12 protein-coding genes are annotated in these 16,152 nt (G+C 62.9%); 5 read left to right on the top strand and 7 right to left on the bottom strand.

Annotated elements, in window-relative coordinates; genetic code table 11:
- Positions 1–171 precede the first annotated feature (171 nt).
- Positions 172–669: a sn-glycerol-3-phosphate transporter gene (locus tag Q7C30_RS05495; protein WP_317870939.1), complete on the top strand. Its 498-nt coding sequence runs from the start codon at positions 172–174 to the stop codon at positions 667–669.
- A gap of 65 nt (positions 670–734) precedes the next feature.
- On the opposite strand, the gene gpmI is transcribed toward Q7C30_RS05495, so the two are convergent.
- Positions 735–2,270, bottom strand: coding sequence for a 2,3-bisphosphoglycerate-independent phosphoglycerate mutase (gene gpmI / locus Q7C30_RS05490; RefSeq protein ID WP_317870938.1), 1,536 nt, complete (start codon positions 2,268–2,270; stop codon positions 735–737).
- A 206-nt stretch (positions 2,271–2,476) separates the two neighbouring features.
- Between gpmI and Q7C30_RS05485 the strand changes: the two genes are divergently transcribed.
- From Q7C30_RS05485 to secB, 3 genes are read left to right on the top strand one after another with little or no spacing between them, the layout of a single operon-like run.
- The gene (locus tag Q7C30_RS05485) at positions 2,477–2,890 is read left to right on the top strand and encodes a rhodanese-like domain-containing protein (protein WP_317870937.1); all 414 of its coding nucleotides are present in this window, start codon (positions 2,477–2,479) and stop codon (positions 2,888–2,890) included.
- 1 nt (position 2,891) lies between these two features.
- Positions 2,892–3,146 carry a glutaredoxin 3 gene (gene grxC, locus Q7C30_RS05480; RefSeq protein ID WP_029613837.1) on the top strand — a complete coding sequence of 85 codons (255 nt, stop codon included), beginning with the start codon at positions 2,892–2,894 and terminating at the stop codon, positions 3,144–3,146.
- Between the two features lie 41 nt (positions 3,147–3,187).
- Positions 3,188–3,670, top strand: a complete 483-nt coding sequence (gene secB / locus Q7C30_RS05475) for a protein-export chaperone SecB (RefSeq protein ID WP_039582608.1) — start codon at positions 3,188–3,190, stop codon at positions 3,668–3,670.
- Positions 3,671–3,741: 71 nt separating this feature from the next.
- On the opposite strand, the gene Q7C30_RS05470 is transcribed toward secB, so the two are convergent.
- Together Q7C30_RS05470 and Q7C30_RS05465 are read right to left on the bottom strand one after the other, a co-directional pair.
- Entirely contained in the window at positions 3,742–4,185 is a 444-nt protein-coding gene (locus Q7C30_RS05470) for a hypothetical protein (protein ID WP_029613836.1), read from the bottom strand.
- 78 nt (positions 4,186–4,263) lie between these two features.
- Complete coding sequence (locus Q7C30_RS05465; RefSeq protein ID WP_317870936.1) at positions 4,264–6,363, bottom strand: TonB-dependent siderophore receptor; 2,100 nt, start codon at positions 6,361–6,363, stop codon at positions 4,264–4,266.
- A 470-nt stretch (positions 6,364–6,833) separates the two neighbouring features.
- Between Q7C30_RS05465 and Q7C30_RS05460 the strand changes: the two genes are divergently transcribed.
- Positions 6,834–8,153, top strand: coding sequence for an OprD family porin (locus Q7C30_RS05460; RefSeq protein WP_029613835.1), 1,320 nt, complete (start codon positions 6,834–6,836; stop codon positions 8,151–8,153).
- 79 nt (positions 8,154–8,232) lie between these two features.
- Here Q7C30_RS05460 and Q7C30_RS05455 read toward each other — a convergent pair whose 3' ends face one another.
- From Q7C30_RS05455 to Q7C30_RS05440, 4 genes are read right to left on the bottom strand one after another with little or no spacing between them, the layout of a single operon-like run.
- Positions 8,233–9,375: an ankyrin repeat domain-containing protein gene (locus Q7C30_RS05455; protein WP_317870935.1), complete on the bottom strand. Its 1,143-nt coding sequence runs from the start codon at positions 9,373–9,375 to the stop codon at positions 8,233–8,235.
- Positions 9,372–13,757, bottom strand: a complete 4,386-nt coding sequence (locus Q7C30_RS05450; protein ID WP_317870934.1) for an RHS repeat-associated core domain-containing protein — start codon at positions 13,755–13,757, stop codon at positions 9,372–9,374. The genes Q7C30_RS05455 and Q7C30_RS05450 overlap by 4 nt, the downstream gene beginning before the upstream one ends.
- Before the next feature lie 6 nt (positions 13,758–13,763).
- On the bottom strand, positions 13,764–14,198 hold the full coding sequence (locus Q7C30_RS05445) for a DcrB-related protein (RefSeq protein ID WP_317870933.1): 435 nt from the start codon (positions 14,196–14,198) through the stop codon (positions 13,764–13,766).
- An 11-nt stretch (positions 14,199–14,209) separates the two neighbouring features.
- The gene (locus tag Q7C30_RS05440; protein WP_317870932.1) at positions 14,210–16,147 is read right to left on the bottom strand and encodes a type VI secretion system tip protein VgrG; all 1,938 of its coding nucleotides are present in this window, start codon (positions 16,145–16,147) and stop codon (positions 14,210–14,212) included.
- Positions 16,148–16,152: the final 5 nt, after the last annotated feature.

Genomic DNA, 16,152 nt, shown 5'->3' with positions numbered 1-16,152 from the left:
GCAGGAGGGCCGCGTTTGTCAGGAAAGCCGCATGAAATATCGGACTTATCCGTTGTGAAGGTCGGAAAGCTCGGCATGAAGCGCTGCGACGACCGCGCTTACCATCGACGGCCCTTGCGTGGCAAACGCCGATCCGTCTGCCCGTCCTCTTCCTGCTGTGCGAGAGCTTCCATGTCGATATCCTTCCCTTTGCTCCGGTTAGGGCACTGCCTGTTGTGCGCAGGCTTGCTGCTGATCGTCCTCATTCCGTCCGTTGCTGCATCCACCGAGCAGGACAGTTGGACCTTGCAGACCAGTGTCTACACCCGACACTTCAATCCCGACCCGGACCACAACGAGCGTCAGGAACTCATCGGCCTGGAGCGCAATCGCGCCGATGGCCTGCTGTACGGTGCTGCAACCTTCCGCAATTCGTTCCGCCAGCGCTCGGTCTACGCCTACGGCGGCAAGGCCTGGCAGCATGACCGATGGCCGGTGTACGCCAAGGTCAGTGCCGGTTTGCTGCAGGGTTATCGCGGCAAGTACCGCGACAAGCTGCCGCTCAATCGCTTTGGCGTGGCACCGGTGATCATTCCCGCGCTGGGCACCCACCTGGGGCCGGTGGGCATCGAGGCGGTGCTGCTGGGGGGCAACGCCATGATGGTCAACGTTGGCTATCGCTTTCGCTGAACCCTTGAAACGCAAAAAGCCCGATGCAATCGCATCGGGCTTTCATTGTGCAGCGGTGAACCGGCTCAGGCGTCGAGCAGAATCGAGGTGCCGGTCATTTCGACGGGTTTCTCCAGCCCCAGCAGCTTGAGCATGGTCGGCGCCACGTCCGCCAGCACGCCGCCTTCGCGGACCTTGACCTTGCGCTTGCCGACATAGATGAACGGCACCGGCTCGGTGGTGTGCGCGGTGTGCGCCTGGCCGGTGGATTCGTCTTCCATCTGTTCGACGTTGCCATGGTCGGCGGTGATCAGCGCTTCGCCGCCGACTTTTTCCAGTGCCGTGACGATACGGCCCATGCAGCCGTCCAGCGCTTCGACCGCCTTCACGGCGGCGTCGAATACGCCGGTGTGGCCGACCATGTCGCCGTTGGCGTAGTTGACCACGATCACGTCGAAGCGCTGCTGCTCGATGGCTTCGACGATGCGGTCGGTGACCTCCGGTGCGCTCATTTCCGGTTGCAGGTCGTAGGTGGCGACCTTCGGCGACGGAATGAGAATACGTTCTTCACCTTCGAACGGCTCTTCGCGGCCGCCGGAAAAGAAGAAGGTGACGTGGGCGTACTTCTCTGTCTCGGCGATGCGCAGTTGAGTCTTGCCGTTGTTGGCCAGGTACTCGCCGAGCACGTTGTGCAAGCTGGCCGGGGCGAATGCGGCTGGAGCCGGGATCTTCGCCGAGTACTGGGTCAGACCGATGTAGGCCGCCAGTTTCGGCAGGCGCGCGCGAGGGAACTCGTTGAAATCCGCTTCGACGAAGACGCGCGACAGCTCGCGGGCGCGGTCGGCGCGGAAGTTCATGAAGATCACCGCATCGCCGTCCTCGACCTTCACGGCCTCGCCGATCCGCGTGGCCTTGACGAATTCATCGCTCTCGTCACGGGCATAGGCCGCTTCCAGGCCGGCCACTGCGCTGTCGGCACTGTAGTCGGCGGCGCTGTCGACGATCAGGTTGTAAGCCGCGCTGACGCGGTCCCAGCGGTTGTCGCGGTCCATGGCGAAGTAGCGGCCGATCAGGGTGGCGATGCGGCCCTTGCCCAGTCGGGCGAAGGTGGCGTCGAGCAGTTCGAGGGATGACTGCGCGCTGCGCGGCGGGGTGTCGCGGCCATCGAGGAAGGCATGCAGGTAGATCTTCTCGGCGCCGCGCTGCGCGGCCAGTTCGGCCATGGCGACGATGTGATCCTGGTGGCTGTGCACACCGCCATCGGATAGCAGACCCAGCAGGTGGACCGCCTTGCCAGCGGCCACGGCCTTGTCCACGGCGCCGGTAAGCACGGGGTTCTCGAAGAATTCACCGTCACGGATGGCTTTGGTCACCCGCGTGAAGTCCTGGTACACCACGCGCCCGGCACCCAGGTTCATGTGACCGACTTCGGAGTTGCCCATCTGCCCGTCCGGCAGGCCGACATCCATGCCGGAGCCGGAGATCAGGCCATGCGGCTGGGTGGCGCGCAAGCGGTCGTAGACCGGCGTGTTGGCGGCGAGGATGGCGTTGTATTCGCGGCTTTCGCTGTGACCGAAACCATCCAGGATGATCAGGACCAGGGGCTTGGGGAGGTTCGTCATCGATCAAACTCACGGTTGTTCAAAGATGATAAAGACACGCATTTTAGGGGAAATCGGCCAGAGGCGGCGAATATTCGTCGGGCCGCGCGACCAGCGCACCGCCGTATCCTGCGCAAGGCGGGTTTTCGCACCGGCCCGGCGGGCTTTGGCCGGCCTGAGTGGCTGTGTATACTGGCCGGCATTTTCAATCGCCTGGAACACCCCTGATGGTTGCTCACCTGATTCAATTTGCGACAGATCACTTCATCCTGGTTGCGATCTTCTTCATTCTGCTGATCCTGCTGCTTCTCAACGAGATCCGCCGTGGCGGTCAGAGCCTGAGCAACGGTCAACTGACCGCGCTGGTCAACGCCGACAAAGGCGTGGTGATCGATATCCGTCCAGGCAAGGAGTACGCTGCCGGGCACATCGTCGGCGCGCTGAACATTCCCCAGGACAAGATCGCCAGCCGCATGACCGAGCTGGAGAAGCACAAGGACAAGACCCTGATCATCGTCGACGCGATGGGCCAGCAGTCCGGCACCGTCTGCCGCGACCTGCTCAAAGCCGGCTACACCGCCGCCAAGCTCAGCGGCGGCGTGTCCAGCTGGAAAGCCGACAACCTGCCCCTGGTGAAGTGATATGCAACCGGTCATCGTCTATTCCAGCGACTACTGCCCCTACTGCATGCGCGCCAAGCAACTGCTGGCGAGCAAGAACGTGGCCTTCGAGGAAATCCGTGTCGACGGCAAGCCGCAACTGCGTGCCGAGATGGCGCAGAAGGCCGGCCGTACCTCGGTGCCGCAAATCTGGATTGGCAGCACCCATGTCGGCGGTTGCGATGACTTGTTTGCGCTGGAGCGCTCGGGCAAGCTCGACGCCCTGCTCGAGGCCTGATTCACGCCCCTTTTCAACCCTTTTTCAGACAAGGATCTGCCATGACTGACCAACAGACCAACGGCGCTGCCGAAGAGAACAGCCCGCAATTCTCGCTGCAGCGCATCTACGTGCGCGACCTGTCGTTCGAAGCGCCCAAGAGCCCGCAGATTTTCCGCCAGCAGTGGGAGCCGAGCGTCTCGCTGGACCTGAACACCCGTCAGAAGGCCCTGGAAGGCGACTTCCACGAGGTGGTGCTGACCTTGTCGGTCACCGTCAAGAATGGTGACGAAGTGGCGTTCATCGCCGAAGTCCAGCAGGCCGGCATCTTCCTGATCTCGGGCCTGGACGGGCAGTCGATGAGCCACACCTTGGGCGCGTTCTGCCCGAACATCCTGTTCCCGTACGCGCGTGAAACCCTCGACAGCCTGGTGACCCGTGGCTCGTTCCCGGCGCTGATGCTGTCGCCGGTGAACTTCGATGCCCTGTACGCCCAGGAACTGCAGCGCATGCAGGAAGCGGGCGAGGCACCGTCGCTGCAGTAATTGCCTGCGCGACTTACGCAAAAGCCCCTCGGGATCGACCCGAGGGGCTTTTTCATGGCTGCGAAATGGCGTCAGCCGAACTGTTTCTGCTGTTGCTGCTGCTTGGCCACTGCTTCCGACGCCGCCACATAGGCCGCCTGGAATTCATCGCTTTCCAGCCAGACCATGGTGGCCGCGTCATCGGCACCATCGAGCCAGGCGCGGTAGGCGGTGAACACCAAGACGATATAGTCGGTGGCGTGTTCTTCCTTGTGACCCTTGAGCACCAGCGCCAGCAGCGGGTCGACCAGGAACACCGAAATCATCGCCTCCAGGCCGTTCTCCTGGGCCTGCTTCATCTTCTCGAACAACGCGTCGTAGCTGCCCGAATCCATGGCCTTGTTGAACACCTGCTCGACGCTGGTGCTTTCACCCGAGCTGGCCTTGACCGCCTGGCCACTGCGCACCATCCGGTTCTGCTTGGCCTTGGAGGCGGCGCGCTTGGCGCGTTTCTGTTGCTTGGTGTTGGAAGCCATGCCGTGAATCCTCGGGTGTATCCGCAAAAAACGCGTATTGAAGCCTAGAGTCGGCGTTCTGGATAGAGCCTGGCTGCATCAGAAGCTGTAAGTGCCGGTCACCACCAGGCTGCGCGGGTCGCCGAACTGGATCTGCGCGGCGCTGGTCGCGGCGCTGTAGTAGGTCTTGTCGGTGAGGTTGGACAGGGCCGCGCGCACGTCCCAGTCATGGGTGCGCAACCCGACCAGCGCATCCCAGCGGCCATAGCCGGGCAGTACGGTGGTGTTCTGGTTGTCGGCGTAGCGTTGGCCCACCAGGGTCAGGCCGGTTTCGGCGTACCAGCCCAACTCCGGCTTCCAGGTCAGGAACAGGCTGGCATTGCGCCGCGCCACGTTGTTGACTCGGTTGCCCGCCAGTCCGTTGTTGTCCTTGACGATGGTGGCATCCTGCAGACCGACGCCGCCGCGCAGGTACCAGTCGCCCACCAGCTTGCCCTGGGCGGTCAGTTCGACCCCGCGTGAGCGCTGCAGGCCGGTGAGCACGGTGATACCCGGGTTGTCCGGATCGCTGGTGCGACGGTTGTAGAGCTCCAGTTCGTAGACGGCGAGGGTGGTGCTCAGGCGGTCGTCGAGCCAGTCACTCTTGACCCCGATTTCCTTCTGCCGTGTGTTCTCCGGCGCGGTCTCGTTAGTGTTGCCTGCTGCACCGGGAGTGATGCCGATCAGGCCACCGCCGACCGGGGAAAAGGTCTTGCTCCAGGAGGCGTAAAAGGAATGCGCCTGCCAGGGCGAGTACACCACACCAAGGCGCGGACTGGTGCTGTTGTCGTTCTGTTTTTCGGAAATGCCCCGCAGCCTGTTCTGGGTCTGCACCTCGAACTGGTCGAAGCGCAGGCCGGCGAGCAGTTGCCATTGATCGTTGAGGCGGATCTGGTCCTGCAGGTAGAGACCACGGCTGTCGACCACCGTGTGGTTGTAGCTCGACGCCACCATCGGCCCGGTGTGTTGCAGCCGTCGGTTCGGGGCGTTGAGGTCCAGCGTTGGCACCGCCTGGCCTCCGGCGTTGACCGCGCGCGCGGTGTACAACCGGGGGTCGCGGCGTTGGTTGCCGAATTCCACACCCAGCAACAGCGTGTGGTCCAGCCCCCAGGTGCTGACCTGGCCCTCGGCTTCGAGGTTGTTGAACAGGTTGCGGGTGTTCAGGTCCTGCTGCCAGCGCTGACGAACCACCCGCTGGGTGCTGGGGATGTAGCCGGTGAGGTAGGTGTTGTCGAACTCGCTGTCGAGCTTGAACAGACTCAGGGTGTGGCGCAGTTGCCAGTTGTCGCCCAGCTGATAGTTCAGCCGCGAGCGTAGCGACTGCGCCCGGTCGTCGATGAAGTCGCGCTGCGTATCGCCATAGGTGGTGCTGCGACCCACATCGGCCGGACGACCACCGACGCCGGGAATGCCGCGATCAGGCGTACGGTTGTAGCGACTGTATTCGTACTGCACCAACCAGTTCAGTTCGGGGCTCAGTTGCCAGCTCATCGACGGGGCGAACAACTGGCGGTTGCCGTCGATGCCGTCGCGGAAACTGTTGTTGTCCTGATTGCCCATGTTCAGGCGCACGCTGATGTCATCGTTCAGGTCGGCGCTGAGGTCGGCGTACAGGCTGCGCAGGTCCTCGCTGCCGCCCTGGACTTCGAGGGTCGAGCGACGACCATGCTCCGGCGCCTTGCTCACCCGGTTGACGATGCCGCCTTGGCTGCCGCGACCGTAAAGCACTGCCGCCGGGCCTTTGAGCACTTCGACGCGTTCGATGTTGTGCAGGTCGCGCACGTACTGGCTGTCATCGCGCACGCCGTCCAGATAGAAATCGTTGCTGGCATCGAAGCCGCGAATGCGCAGGCTGTCGAAGCGTGTGTCGGCGCCGCTGCTGACGTTGGGAATGCCCTCCAGCGCCTTGCCCAGACTATTGCTGCCGTAGTCCAGTACATTGGCCGTCTTGACCGTGTCGATGGCCTGCGGCACGTAGCGTACCGGGGTCGAGGTACGGGTGGCGGTGCTGACGTCCTTGACCCTGGGGTTGTCGCGTTCACGGTCGGTGTCGGCCGAAATCGAGATTTCCGGGAGCAGGGTGGCGGCGCTGACGAGACTGGTGCTGAACATCAGCGAAAAGCCCAAGGGTAGGGATCTGAAGCGGCGGGGAGCAGGCATGGCATGGCATCCGACAAAGGGTCGCGAGAAAGGATGCGAATGGTAATGCTTGCTATTTGCTACTGCTTCGCTATTTGTCAGCTTGAATCATGACGTATGTATCAATTTGTAACTCGCCTCCCGCCAGTAGCTTGGGACCCCAGCGAGAGGGCGCTGGCTTTGGTACACACGTCCGAAAAAGAGAAGGAATAACTCCCTGTGAGCCAATCTCCACGGATTTACACCAGCCCAAAGCTTCAATTTGGTTATATCAACCTTCATTTCACGTTTTTTTGACATTCGTTCGCGCGCGCGGATAGGATGCGGCCTCTACGCCTGCCGGCCATCCCATGGCCGAGCGCCGGACGAGGCGCGCGCTCTGCACAGCAGCGCCGCCCTCCGTTTGGATACACGCGTCGAACCTACGAAGGGGCGTTGGTTCCTGGCGTTTACGTAGCAGAGCGTTCTGATTCGGTAGTAAGGAAAACAACATGTTGAATACAAGGATCAGCCTGGTTGCGCTGGCACTCATCGCCGCCACTCAGGCCCAGGCCAACGACCAAGCCCAGAGCAAAGGGTTCATCGAGGACAGCCACGCCAACGTCCTTCTGCGTAACGCGTTCATCAATCGTGACAAGAAGCACGGCGTCAACGACCAGTCCCAGTGGGGCCAGGGTGTGATCGCCAACTTCTCCTCCGGCTTCACCCAGGGCACCGTCGGTGTCGGCGTCGATGCCTTCGGCCTGTATGCACTGCGCCTGGATGGCGGCAAGGGCCGCAACGGCGGCGGCGGTATCGATTTCTTCAAGCGCGAAAACACCACTGACGCTCAAGGTCGCAGCGACGCGGCCAATGACCTCGCCCGCGCTGGCGGTGCCGTCAAGTTCCGCATCTCCAACACCGTGCTCAAGTACGGCGACCAGATGCCCGCGCTGCCGGTCCTGCAATACGACGATTCGCGCCTGCTGCCTGAAAGCTTCACCGGCACCCTGATCACCTCCAAGGAAATCGAAGGGCTGGAACTGAACGCCGGTCGTTTCACCCAGGAAGCGCGCAAGAGCGCTCAGCGTCGTGACGGCGGTGGTTTGAAGTCGATCAACGTCCTCGGCGGCAGCTACAAGTTCACCGACAACTTCACTGCCTCGCTGTACACCGCGGACAACGAAGACGTCATGAAGCGCCACTACCTGGGCCTGAACTACGTCTTCCCGATCGCCGCCGACCAGTCCCTGACCCTGGACTTCAACGGCTACAAGTCGGACATCGACAGCCAGTACGTGCGTGAAGCCGGCCTCAATGGCGACCGCAACACCATCTGGAGCCTGGCGGCGACCTACGCCTATGGTCCGCACTCCTTCACCCTGGCCCACCAGCGCAGCACCGGCAGCACCGGCTACAACTACGGCTGGTACCAGAACGAAGGCGGCGTGGGCGACGGCGGTTCGACCATCTACCTGGCCAACTCCTACTGGTCCGACTTCAACGCCGAGGACGAGCGTTCCTGGCAGCTTGGCTACGGCCTGGACTTCGGCGCCTTCGGCGTTCCGGGGCTGACCTACAAGATCGCCTATGTGGTGGGTGACAACATCAACACCCGCACCGTCGGCAACCCGCAGGGCTGGGGCGAAGGCAAGGAACGCGAGATCTTCAGCCAGGTCCGTTACGTGGTCCAGGAAGGCCCGGCCAAAGACCTGTCGGTCAAGCTGCGCGGCTCGTTCCTGCGCACCAACGATGCCGTGCGTCAGAATGGCTACAACGACGACGGCAACGAAGTGCGCGTGTTCGTCGAGTACCCGATCAGCATCTTCTGATCCGGTTTTGGCGTAACCAACAGCCCCGGCATTTGTCGGGGCTGTTTCGTTTTTGCGTGCAAGGTCGCGAGGTGCGAATTCACCGTGATGGGTTTGGCAACGCCAGGGCGAGTGTCTTCCAGCTTCCCTTGCGCTTGCGCTCGATCAGTGAGGTCAAGGCCTTGCCGGTCGGACACTTTTTGAAGGCCACCGGAGCCAGCGTCAGCAGGTAAACGCTGTCCGGCGTGTGCGTTCGGCTGTCCGCCGCTTTGTTCCAGGGCTTGTCGACCGTCAGCAAGGCATCGGTCTTCTCGGGCCAGGCCAGGTCGGCAAAGCGTGTGTCGCTGCGCAGGATCAATGTGCCTTCACTCAGCGGCGCCTCCTCGAAGGTAAGCGCAGCCAGGCGCTCGAGCAGGCTGACCGGGAAGCGTCGTGCCGCATCGTCGGGGATTCCGGCCTGCGGCAGGGGCCATTCGCCTGGCAGGCACAGGCACAACTCGGTCATCGGCGTGGCCTGGTACAGGCCAGTGGTGAACAAGAGCTTGTGGGTGGTCTTGCCGTCGATCAGGCTGATGTGCAGGTCGATGCGCGAGTCATTGGTGGGGGGCGAGAAGGCAGTGGGCAGCACGTGCCCGAGGGTCTGGTCGACGAAGTTGACCAGGGTCTGCGCTGCACTGTCTTCGACGCCGGTCTCGGGATCCTGCGTGCCGTGGGCGCCGTTGTCTTGCAGCAGCCGCTCGGTGCTTGGGTGGCCCCACACACGGCTGGCGTCCAGAGGACTTCTGTTGAGGTAGAGGTGCAGCCGGTCGGGGCCTGCGCCTCGCTGAAGCAGTAGCGTCACCACGTCGTCGTGGCCACCTTGGGCGGCTGCGTACAGGGGCGGGCGCACGCTCCAGGGCGAGCCGTCTGGCCAGGCGCCTGCGTCCAGCAGGCATGTGCACGTTGCCAGATCGCCCTCGCTGGCTGCCAGAGCCAGCGCGGTAGCGTGGCCGCCATCGATGAAAGTTCGATTCGGCTCCAGGCCTGCGTCCAGCAATAGCGCGCAGATTTCGTGCTGGCTATTTCGGGCCGCGATGTGCAGCAGGCTTTGCTCGTCGCCCTTGCCGTAGCGGGGCAGGGTCAGCAGATTCGCATGCTCCTGCACGAAGGCACGTACTTTCGAAACCTTGCCCTCTGCGATGTCCTCGTACAGGCGACGCAGTTCGGCTTCGTGCTGTTCGAAGAGTGGCTGGGCGTCGTTCATTTGCTGAAGTCTCCTGCTGTAAATTCTTTGCCCAACTCGGCGAGTTCCTTGATCACCGCTTTGCGCCCCCCGCCGTCGGCTTCTCGTAGGCGCTCGTAGACTTTCCTGGCCGAAGCGACGCTGTGCGTCCCACGGCCATTCTCCGCCCAGGTGAAATTCCTCAAGTCCGTATTCAGGTTGATCTTGTGCTTTTTCATGATCGCCTGGGCGTTGAGGATGTAGTCGCGATTCTCCTGCTTCCAATTTCGCGGTGCATATTCGCGAACGATATGATGGCGATGCGGCCGGACCATGTTGGTCGGTTTCTTGGCGTCCAGCTTCGCCATGTTCTTTTTGTTCAGCCTGCAGACCTCCAACCCCAGCGGATCGATCCAGGTCGCCGGTGTCGGGGCGTACTGATAAAGATTCAGCCCGCCCGCCAGGCCGATCGGATCAGGCTGGGTGAAGCGGCCGATATCCGGGTCGTAGAAGCGGAAGGTGTTGTAGTGCAGGCCGGTTTCGCGATCCAGGTATTGACCCTGCATGCGCAGGTTCTGCTCCTGGACCAAGCCGTCCTGGCGAACTTCCTGGACGGTATTGCCCCACACCTGGTACTGGGCCTGCCACAGTAATTGGCCGGTGTCGTCGCTCAGGCGTTCCGGCAGGCCATTGAGGTCATTCTGGTAGTGATGCACCCGCTGGTGAGCGCCTACACCTTCAACGCGCGCCAGAGGCTCATGGCTGTCCTGGTCGTCATAGAGGTAAAGGCTGTGCTGGCCATGCCGGACTTCCTCCAGCAGGCGATAGCCATCCCAGCCGAAACGCGAAAGGCCCAACTGGCGTCCCGTCTCGTCGTGTTCACTTTTTTCGATACGCCGGCCCAGAGGGTCGTAAGTCATGCGCACGATCCGCTCGCGGCCGTTGTTGTGGCTGCGCACCTCGATCAGGCGGTGTTCGGCGTCGTAGGCGAAACGCTGTAGGCCACGCCTGGCGCTGCGCTTTTCGATCAGCCTGCCGAAGGCATCGTAGCGATAGCGCTTGTCCTGATAGGTGAGCACGCGGTTATGCCGTACCCAGCCCAGCGACGGCGTATCGAGCAGGTTGGCGGCTGCATCGTAGGCGAAGACTTCGTCGGGCAGCGCAGCATGGGGCTGGCTGCTACTGACGATTCGCTCGTTGGCATCGTGTTGCAGGTGTTGCTGGACGATACCTTGGGGACTCTGCCGAAAGCGCACGGCCAGATTGTCCGCCAGGTCGTACTCGAAGCGTTGCTGCAACGGTGCGGGCAGACGTCGGGGTACTGTTCGGGGGTGGCTCAGGCGCGAGCGAATGCGGCCGGCGCGATCGTACTCGCTGCGCGTCTCGAACCCGCCCTGAATGCGCAGCACCTCACGGTGCAGGCGGTCGCGCTCGAAATCGCAGATGACCTTGCCGTCCAGGTTGACCTGATGCAGATGGCCGCTGCCGTAGTACAGCTGGTTGAGCGTACGCCCATCCGGCAGCCAGGTCTGCAGGCGATTGCCCAGTGCGTCATGGCGGTGATGAAGGGTTCCATTGCTGCCCTGCTCCTGGGTCCGCCGGCCGAGGGCATCGAAAGCGAACGCGACGGTCTCGCGCTTGCCTTGGTTGTCGGTGAAGCAGGCCTGCAGCAGTTGGTCTAGGGCGTCGTACTGGTACTCCGTACGGCCATCGTCGGTCACCTTGGCCAGCAGCCGGCAGCCAGCATCACGCTCGAAGAAATGGCTGATCACGGCCGCTGGCGTCGGGGACACCAGCGCCAGGCCGGTCCCGTGCGGTCCGGGCAGGTAGTCGAGCCGCGAGAGGCAGTCGAGAGCGTCGTAGTGATAGCGTTTGGCGCTGTCGTCCAGGTCCCGCTGCTCGACCAGACGATCGGCGGCATCCCAGGTGAAGCGGTACTGCTCGCCATTTTCGTTGGTCAGGCTGAGCAATCGGCCGTACAGGTCGTAGCGGTACTCCACGGTACGGCCCAAGGGATCGATCAACTGCCGCAACTGGCCGCGCGCATCGTACTGGAACTGACGCTGATGGCCGGCAGTGTCGGTATGACGAGCCAGCCGGTCGCCCACGGCATAGTCGAAAGATTGAGTGCGGCCGTCGGGCAGGCGCACCTGCACCAGTCGTCCGGACGCATCGTGCTGGTAGTCGGTACGTTCGCCGTGGGCGTCGATGAGCGCTGCCAGATGTCCTCGGTGGTCGTAATCCAGACGCGTGGTGTAGCCGGAGCAGTCGGTCAGGGCACGCAGGGCGCCGAAGTCGGTCCACTGCAACTGCTTGGCCCGACCTGCAGCATCGGTTATTTCGATCACCTGACCGTGTGGGTCATACCGGTAGTGGGTCGTCTGGCCGAGCGGATCGGTCTCGCGGATGCAGTTGCCACGGGAATCGTAGTGGTATCGCCAGCAGTGGCCGGCGGCGTCCATGCGTGAGCGGGGCAGCGCCCAATGCTCCAGCCACTGCGTCGATACGCAGCGGCCCAGAGGGTCGAAGGTCTCGCTGAGGTTGCCGGACTCGTCGTAGTTGAACGACCAGCGTCCGCCGTCCGGGTCGCTGGCGCCGAGCAGTTGCCGGTCTGCGTTCCAGTCGAAACGCCAGGTGCGCCCCAAGGCGTCGGTGTAGGCCGTGATCTGATACTGGTCGTTCCAGTGGCGTGTGGTGACCCGTTGCAGTCCGTCGGTGACGCGTGTGATGCCCGCTGTCAGGTCGTACTCGAAGCTGTACTCATCACCTGCATCCGTCCAGTGACGAATCACTCGCCAGCCATCCGCCGTCTGCGCCCATTGGTAGTAGCAACTCAAACCGGTGGGCAGTTGGTGCTCGACCATGCGTCCGCCAGTGTCGTAGCTGAAGCGGCGCGTGACCTGCCCGTGGCGATTCTTGACCTGCGCGAGGCGACCAGCGCCATCGTAGCCGTAGCTCACCAGTGGCTCGACGCTCGCGTCGGTCAGGCGCCGCTCGATCTGGCTCAGGCGCTGCGGCCATTGCGGGTCGTAGCTCAAGAGCGCTTCGGTCTGGTCGAACGTGTCGCGTAGCCCACGTAGCCGTCCGCTGTCGTCGTAATCGAGAAAGAGGCGGTTGTCGTTGCGATCACCGATCTGGCTCAGGCGCAGACGCATGGGGTTGGCGGGGCAGGGCTGGAACAACCGGTAGCGGCCGTCGCGGTCCTCGATCAACACCTCGCCGTTGTGGTCGCGACGCACACTCAAGCCTTCGGCCGCGCTATAGACCGCATCGCCTGGCACGATAATGCCCATTTCGATGGCCCGGGCCTGCTCGTCGACGAATACCAGCTCTTCGCCACCTTGCGTGTGCGTCTTGAGCTCGAGGTAGACCTCGTACGGCACGCTCCAGCCGGTGCCCAGCAGCCCGTCTTCGCGTTGGCCGTGGCTGTTGTAGTAGCGTTGCCAGGTGATGGGCAGCAGGGCCGGCAGGTCGAAGTCGTGATCGTCCTCGCCATTGAGCAGCTTGGCGCCGGTCGGTGTATGTACCGGGTTGGGCGAGCCGACGATGGCCGAGGTGAGGGCACTGGTGACCTGGCTAGTGACCAGTTGGGTCACTCCACCGATGAGCATGCAGCCGAACTTGCTGTAGAACTTGCCGCCGCGCCCACGCAGCAGCATCAGCGCGGTGATCGCCAGTCCGATGCCGGGTGTCTTGCCGCTGCGGATCTCGCGCACCACGATGGGTTCGCCGCCGATGCGCACGTTGCTGGAAATCTCGCCAGCGTCCACCACTACCGCCTCGCAGGTGCTGCGATCTCCACTGCGGCAGGCTGGGTGGCCGTTGATGAGCACCTTGCTGGAGCCTTCGGCCAGGTACTGCGGCGGCATCGCCGGATGTTTGTCGCAGAGGATCTTGTCGTCTTCCGCTTCCTGGGTATTGGGCGCCGGTGTCGCCACGGTCGGCCGCCACATTTGGGAGAAGAAGCCCTTGGCCATGTCCAGGAAGCTTTCTTCCGGCTCCTCGCCCGCTGGTTGGCCGGAGGCGTCCGCTGCCGGCCCCACCGGCCCGGTGACGATGCCTGCTGCACGGGCGGCAGGCTTGCCGTTGGTGTGGGTGTTGCCCGAGCCGGTAGCGATGTGCGCCTGCACCGAAGGCGGGAACAGGGCGTTGCCGATGCCGTCGCATAATCGGCTCAGTCCGGTATCGGCGCCGCTCTTGGCCATGGCCACACCGACCACCAGGCCGACGGCAGCGCCCAGCACGAAGCAGCCCAGCCCACCGGTAGCCACGGTGATGCCCAGCGCTGCGCCCACGGCCGCGGTGGCCAGTGCGCCGATCGCCACGTTGGCTGCCACTTCCAGCACGCCCCCGACGATATCGGCCATCATCGAGGTGTGCATCAGCGCGTCACCCTCGCGCGCTGCCCAGAATGCGTCCGACATACCGGTTCAGCCTAGATTGTCGAAGTCGAGCGACTGCTTGATGGCGGCCCAGTGTGACGCTTCGGCTTCACCCAGGGGCGAGGGCTTCACGTAGCTCAGGGCGAACATCTTGCGCGTACCCGGCAGCACCAGCGCCAATTGGTATTGGTAGACCATTTCCTGGCCCTTGCTGAACTGGCTGCTCAGCTCGATGGCATCGATGTCCTTTGCAGCGCCCACCTTCACCGGGTGAGCCGGCTGGAATTGCAAGTCCTTGACCTGCTGTTGCAGACGCTGCAATTGACCATCGAAGTTGCTCTGCAGCGTTTCGTCATCCGCGAGCGCACTGCGGCTAACGATCAGCGAGGTGCCCAGCGCCTCGAAGCGCAGGATGTTGATGCTGGTATCGCGCACGTCGGTATCGGGCAGCGCGAGGCAAAATTCATTGAGGCGGTAGTTCATGAAAGGTCTCGTTACTTGCCTGAGTTCGGAAAGAGGGCTTTGACCGCGTCGTCGATGTCCTTCTTTACACCTTGCTTGTCCGGTGAGGTCTGGGCGCCGCTTCCGACATTGAGATCCAGGGTGCCATCTGTGTTGATTTCCCCGTCCTTACTGGCGTGGAAACTGAATTGCTCGCAACTGATGTTGATTTGGCCGCTGGCGTTGAGCTCGATCACGCTCTTGCCACACACAAGGCGCAGGTTTTCGCCTACCTCGATCAGGTAGCTGGTACTGACGCTGTCGGTCTTGCTGGCGCCCACCATCAGCATGTCGTCACGGCGCACTGCCCTGATTCGGTCCTGGCCGATGGTAATGGTTTCCAGCATGCCCACCGTCTGCACCCGGCTGGCGCCCACCGACAGCGTCTCGTTCTGCTCCACCACCGTGTCCATGTTGCGCTCGGCGTGCACGTACAGCTGTTCCTCCCCGCGCTTGTCCTCCATGCGGATCTCATTGAAGTTCGCTGCGCTGCCGCCTTTGCTCGAGCGGCTTTTCATGCCGCTCTGGGTGGCGTTGGCCGGCAGGTCGTAGGGCACCGTCTGCTCGCCGTTGTAGACACGACCGGTGATGATCGGCTGGTCGGGATCACCTCCCAGAAAACTGACGATGACTTCCTGGCCGATCCTCGGAATCTGCATCGCGCCCCAGTTCTTGCCGGCCCAGGATTGCGAAACACGAATCCAGCAGGAGCTGTTCTCGTCCGATTGGTCATGGCGATCCCAGTAGAAGTGGACCTTGACCCGGCCGTGTTCGTCGGTCCAGATTTCCTCGTCTTTGGGGCCGACCACCAGGGCGGTCTGCGGACCCATGACCTTTGGCCGGGTGGTGCTGGAAACCGAACGGAAGGTCTGCAATGCATCGGTGCAGGTCAGGTCGCTTTCGAACTGGCCTGAACCACTGCCGCCGCCGGTTTCCAGTGACTCCTGGATGATGTGATAACGCGCTGCGACGATCAGGTACTCACGGTTCTGGTCCAGTCGCCAGAAGCTGGTGAGGGCGAACAGGTGGCCGCAGGCCAGCCCTCGGGCGTTGCCGTGCATGTCGATGCGTTCGTGCAGGCTTTGCAACGACTCCATGCGCGTGCGCGCATACTGCTCGCCATCCTCTGTCTTGCTGTAGCCACCGGGGTAGTCGAACAGCGGATAGGCGCCGCCGGAGTGTGGCCGTGGCATGACCGAACGCACGTCCAGACGCGCGCTGGGACGCTCGAAGTCGTAGTCGTTGAGCTCCAGCGAGCCTGGCTGTACCTCGCGGGCCAGATGCCAGTCGTTGATGTGGTCACGCTCGCGGTGCTGGCCATCCGGTGGGTAGAACGGCACGGCCTCATAACCGGGTGCTTTGTGGTGGGCGATGAACGCGTCGGCCAGCACCAGGACGTGACGGGCTTTTTCATGGCGGAAGTAGTAGTAGATGCCCTCATCTTCCATCAAGCGACTGACGAAATCGAAGCTGGTCTCGCAGTACTGCACGCAGTACTCGCGCTCGGGGTAGCTGCGGCTCAAACGGTCCTCGAAGTCCGAGAACCCCAGGTCGCGGAACACCTGCTGGATGATCTGCGGCACCGTCATCTTCTGGAAAATCCGGCAGTCGCTGGTGCGCGTCAGCAACCACAGCCAGGGCCGCAACGTGACCCGATAGCTGGCGAATTGGCCACGGGCGACGGACTGGCTACAGCGTGCAACGATGCCATGGAAGTGTCGTTGGCTCAGGCCGTGGGTCTGCACGGAAACGCTCAAGGGCGCGCCGAGCAGCAGGTTGAGATCGACTGCTGGGTTCTGGCTGGTCAGGCTCAGCTCGAACTCGAACAGCCGGCCCAACTCTTCGCTGCCGCCCAGCTCGCTGAGAATCAGCACGTCCGGCCCCAAGGGGCTGTTGATCTGCGCCAGGCGCGTCGTTTGCGTGAACAGCATGGAGG

The sequence above is a fragment of the Pseudomonas sp. RAC1 genome (genome assembly GCF_030658255.1).
Classification (GTDB): domain Bacteria; phylum Pseudomonadota; class Gammaproteobacteria; order Pseudomonadales; family Pseudomonadaceae; genus Aquipseudomonas; species Aquipseudomonas boreofloridensis.
The sequence above is the reverse complement of the archived record's forward strand: the minus strand, read 5'-3'. Positions and strand labels throughout refer to the sequence as shown.

Coding starts and splice junctions, on each gene's coding strand:
- gpmI (WP_317870938.1), bottom strand. CDS start 2,270: ATGACGAACCTCCCCAAGCCCCTGGTCCTGATCATCCTGGATGGTTTC.
- Q7C30_RS05495 (WP_317870939.1), top strand. CDS start 172: ATGTCGATATCCTTCCCTTTGCTCCGGTTAGGGCACTGCCTGTTGTGC.
- Q7C30_RS05485 (WP_317870937.1), top strand. CDS start 2,477: ATGGTTGCTCACCTGATTCAATTTGCGACAGATCACTTCATCCTGGTT.
- Q7C30_RS05470 (WP_029613836.1), bottom strand. CDS start 4,185: ATGGCTTCCAACACCAAGCAACAGAAACGCGCCAAGCGCGCCGCCTCC.
- Q7C30_RS05455 (WP_317870935.1), bottom strand. CDS start 9,375: ATGAACGACGCCCAGCCACTCTTCGAACAGCACGAAGCCGAACTGCGT.
- Q7C30_RS05460 (WP_029613835.1), top strand. CDS start 6,834: ATGTTGAATACAAGGATCAGCCTGGTTGCGCTGGCACTCATCGCCGCC.
- Q7C30_RS05465 (WP_317870936.1), bottom strand. CDS start 6,363: ATGCCTGCTCCCCGCCGCTTCAGATCCCTACCCTTGGGCTTTTCGCTG.
- Q7C30_RS05445 (WP_317870933.1), bottom strand. CDS start 14,198: ATGAACTACCGCCTCAATGAATTTTGCCTCGCGCTGCCCGATACCGAC.
- secB (WP_039582608.1), top strand. CDS start 3,188: ATGACTGACCAACAGACCAACGGCGCTGCCGAAGAGAACAGCCCGCAA.
- Q7C30_RS05440 (WP_317870932.1), bottom strand. CDS start 16,147: ATGCTGTTCACGCAAACGACGCGCCTGGCGCAGATCAACAGCCCCTTG.
- Q7C30_RS05450 (WP_317870934.1), bottom strand. CDS start 13,757: ATGTCGGACGCATTCTGGGCAGCGCGCGAGGGTGACGCGCTGATGCAC.
- grxC (WP_029613837.1), top strand. CDS start 2,892: ATGCAACCGGTCATCGTCTATTCCAGCGACTACTGCCCCTACTGCATG.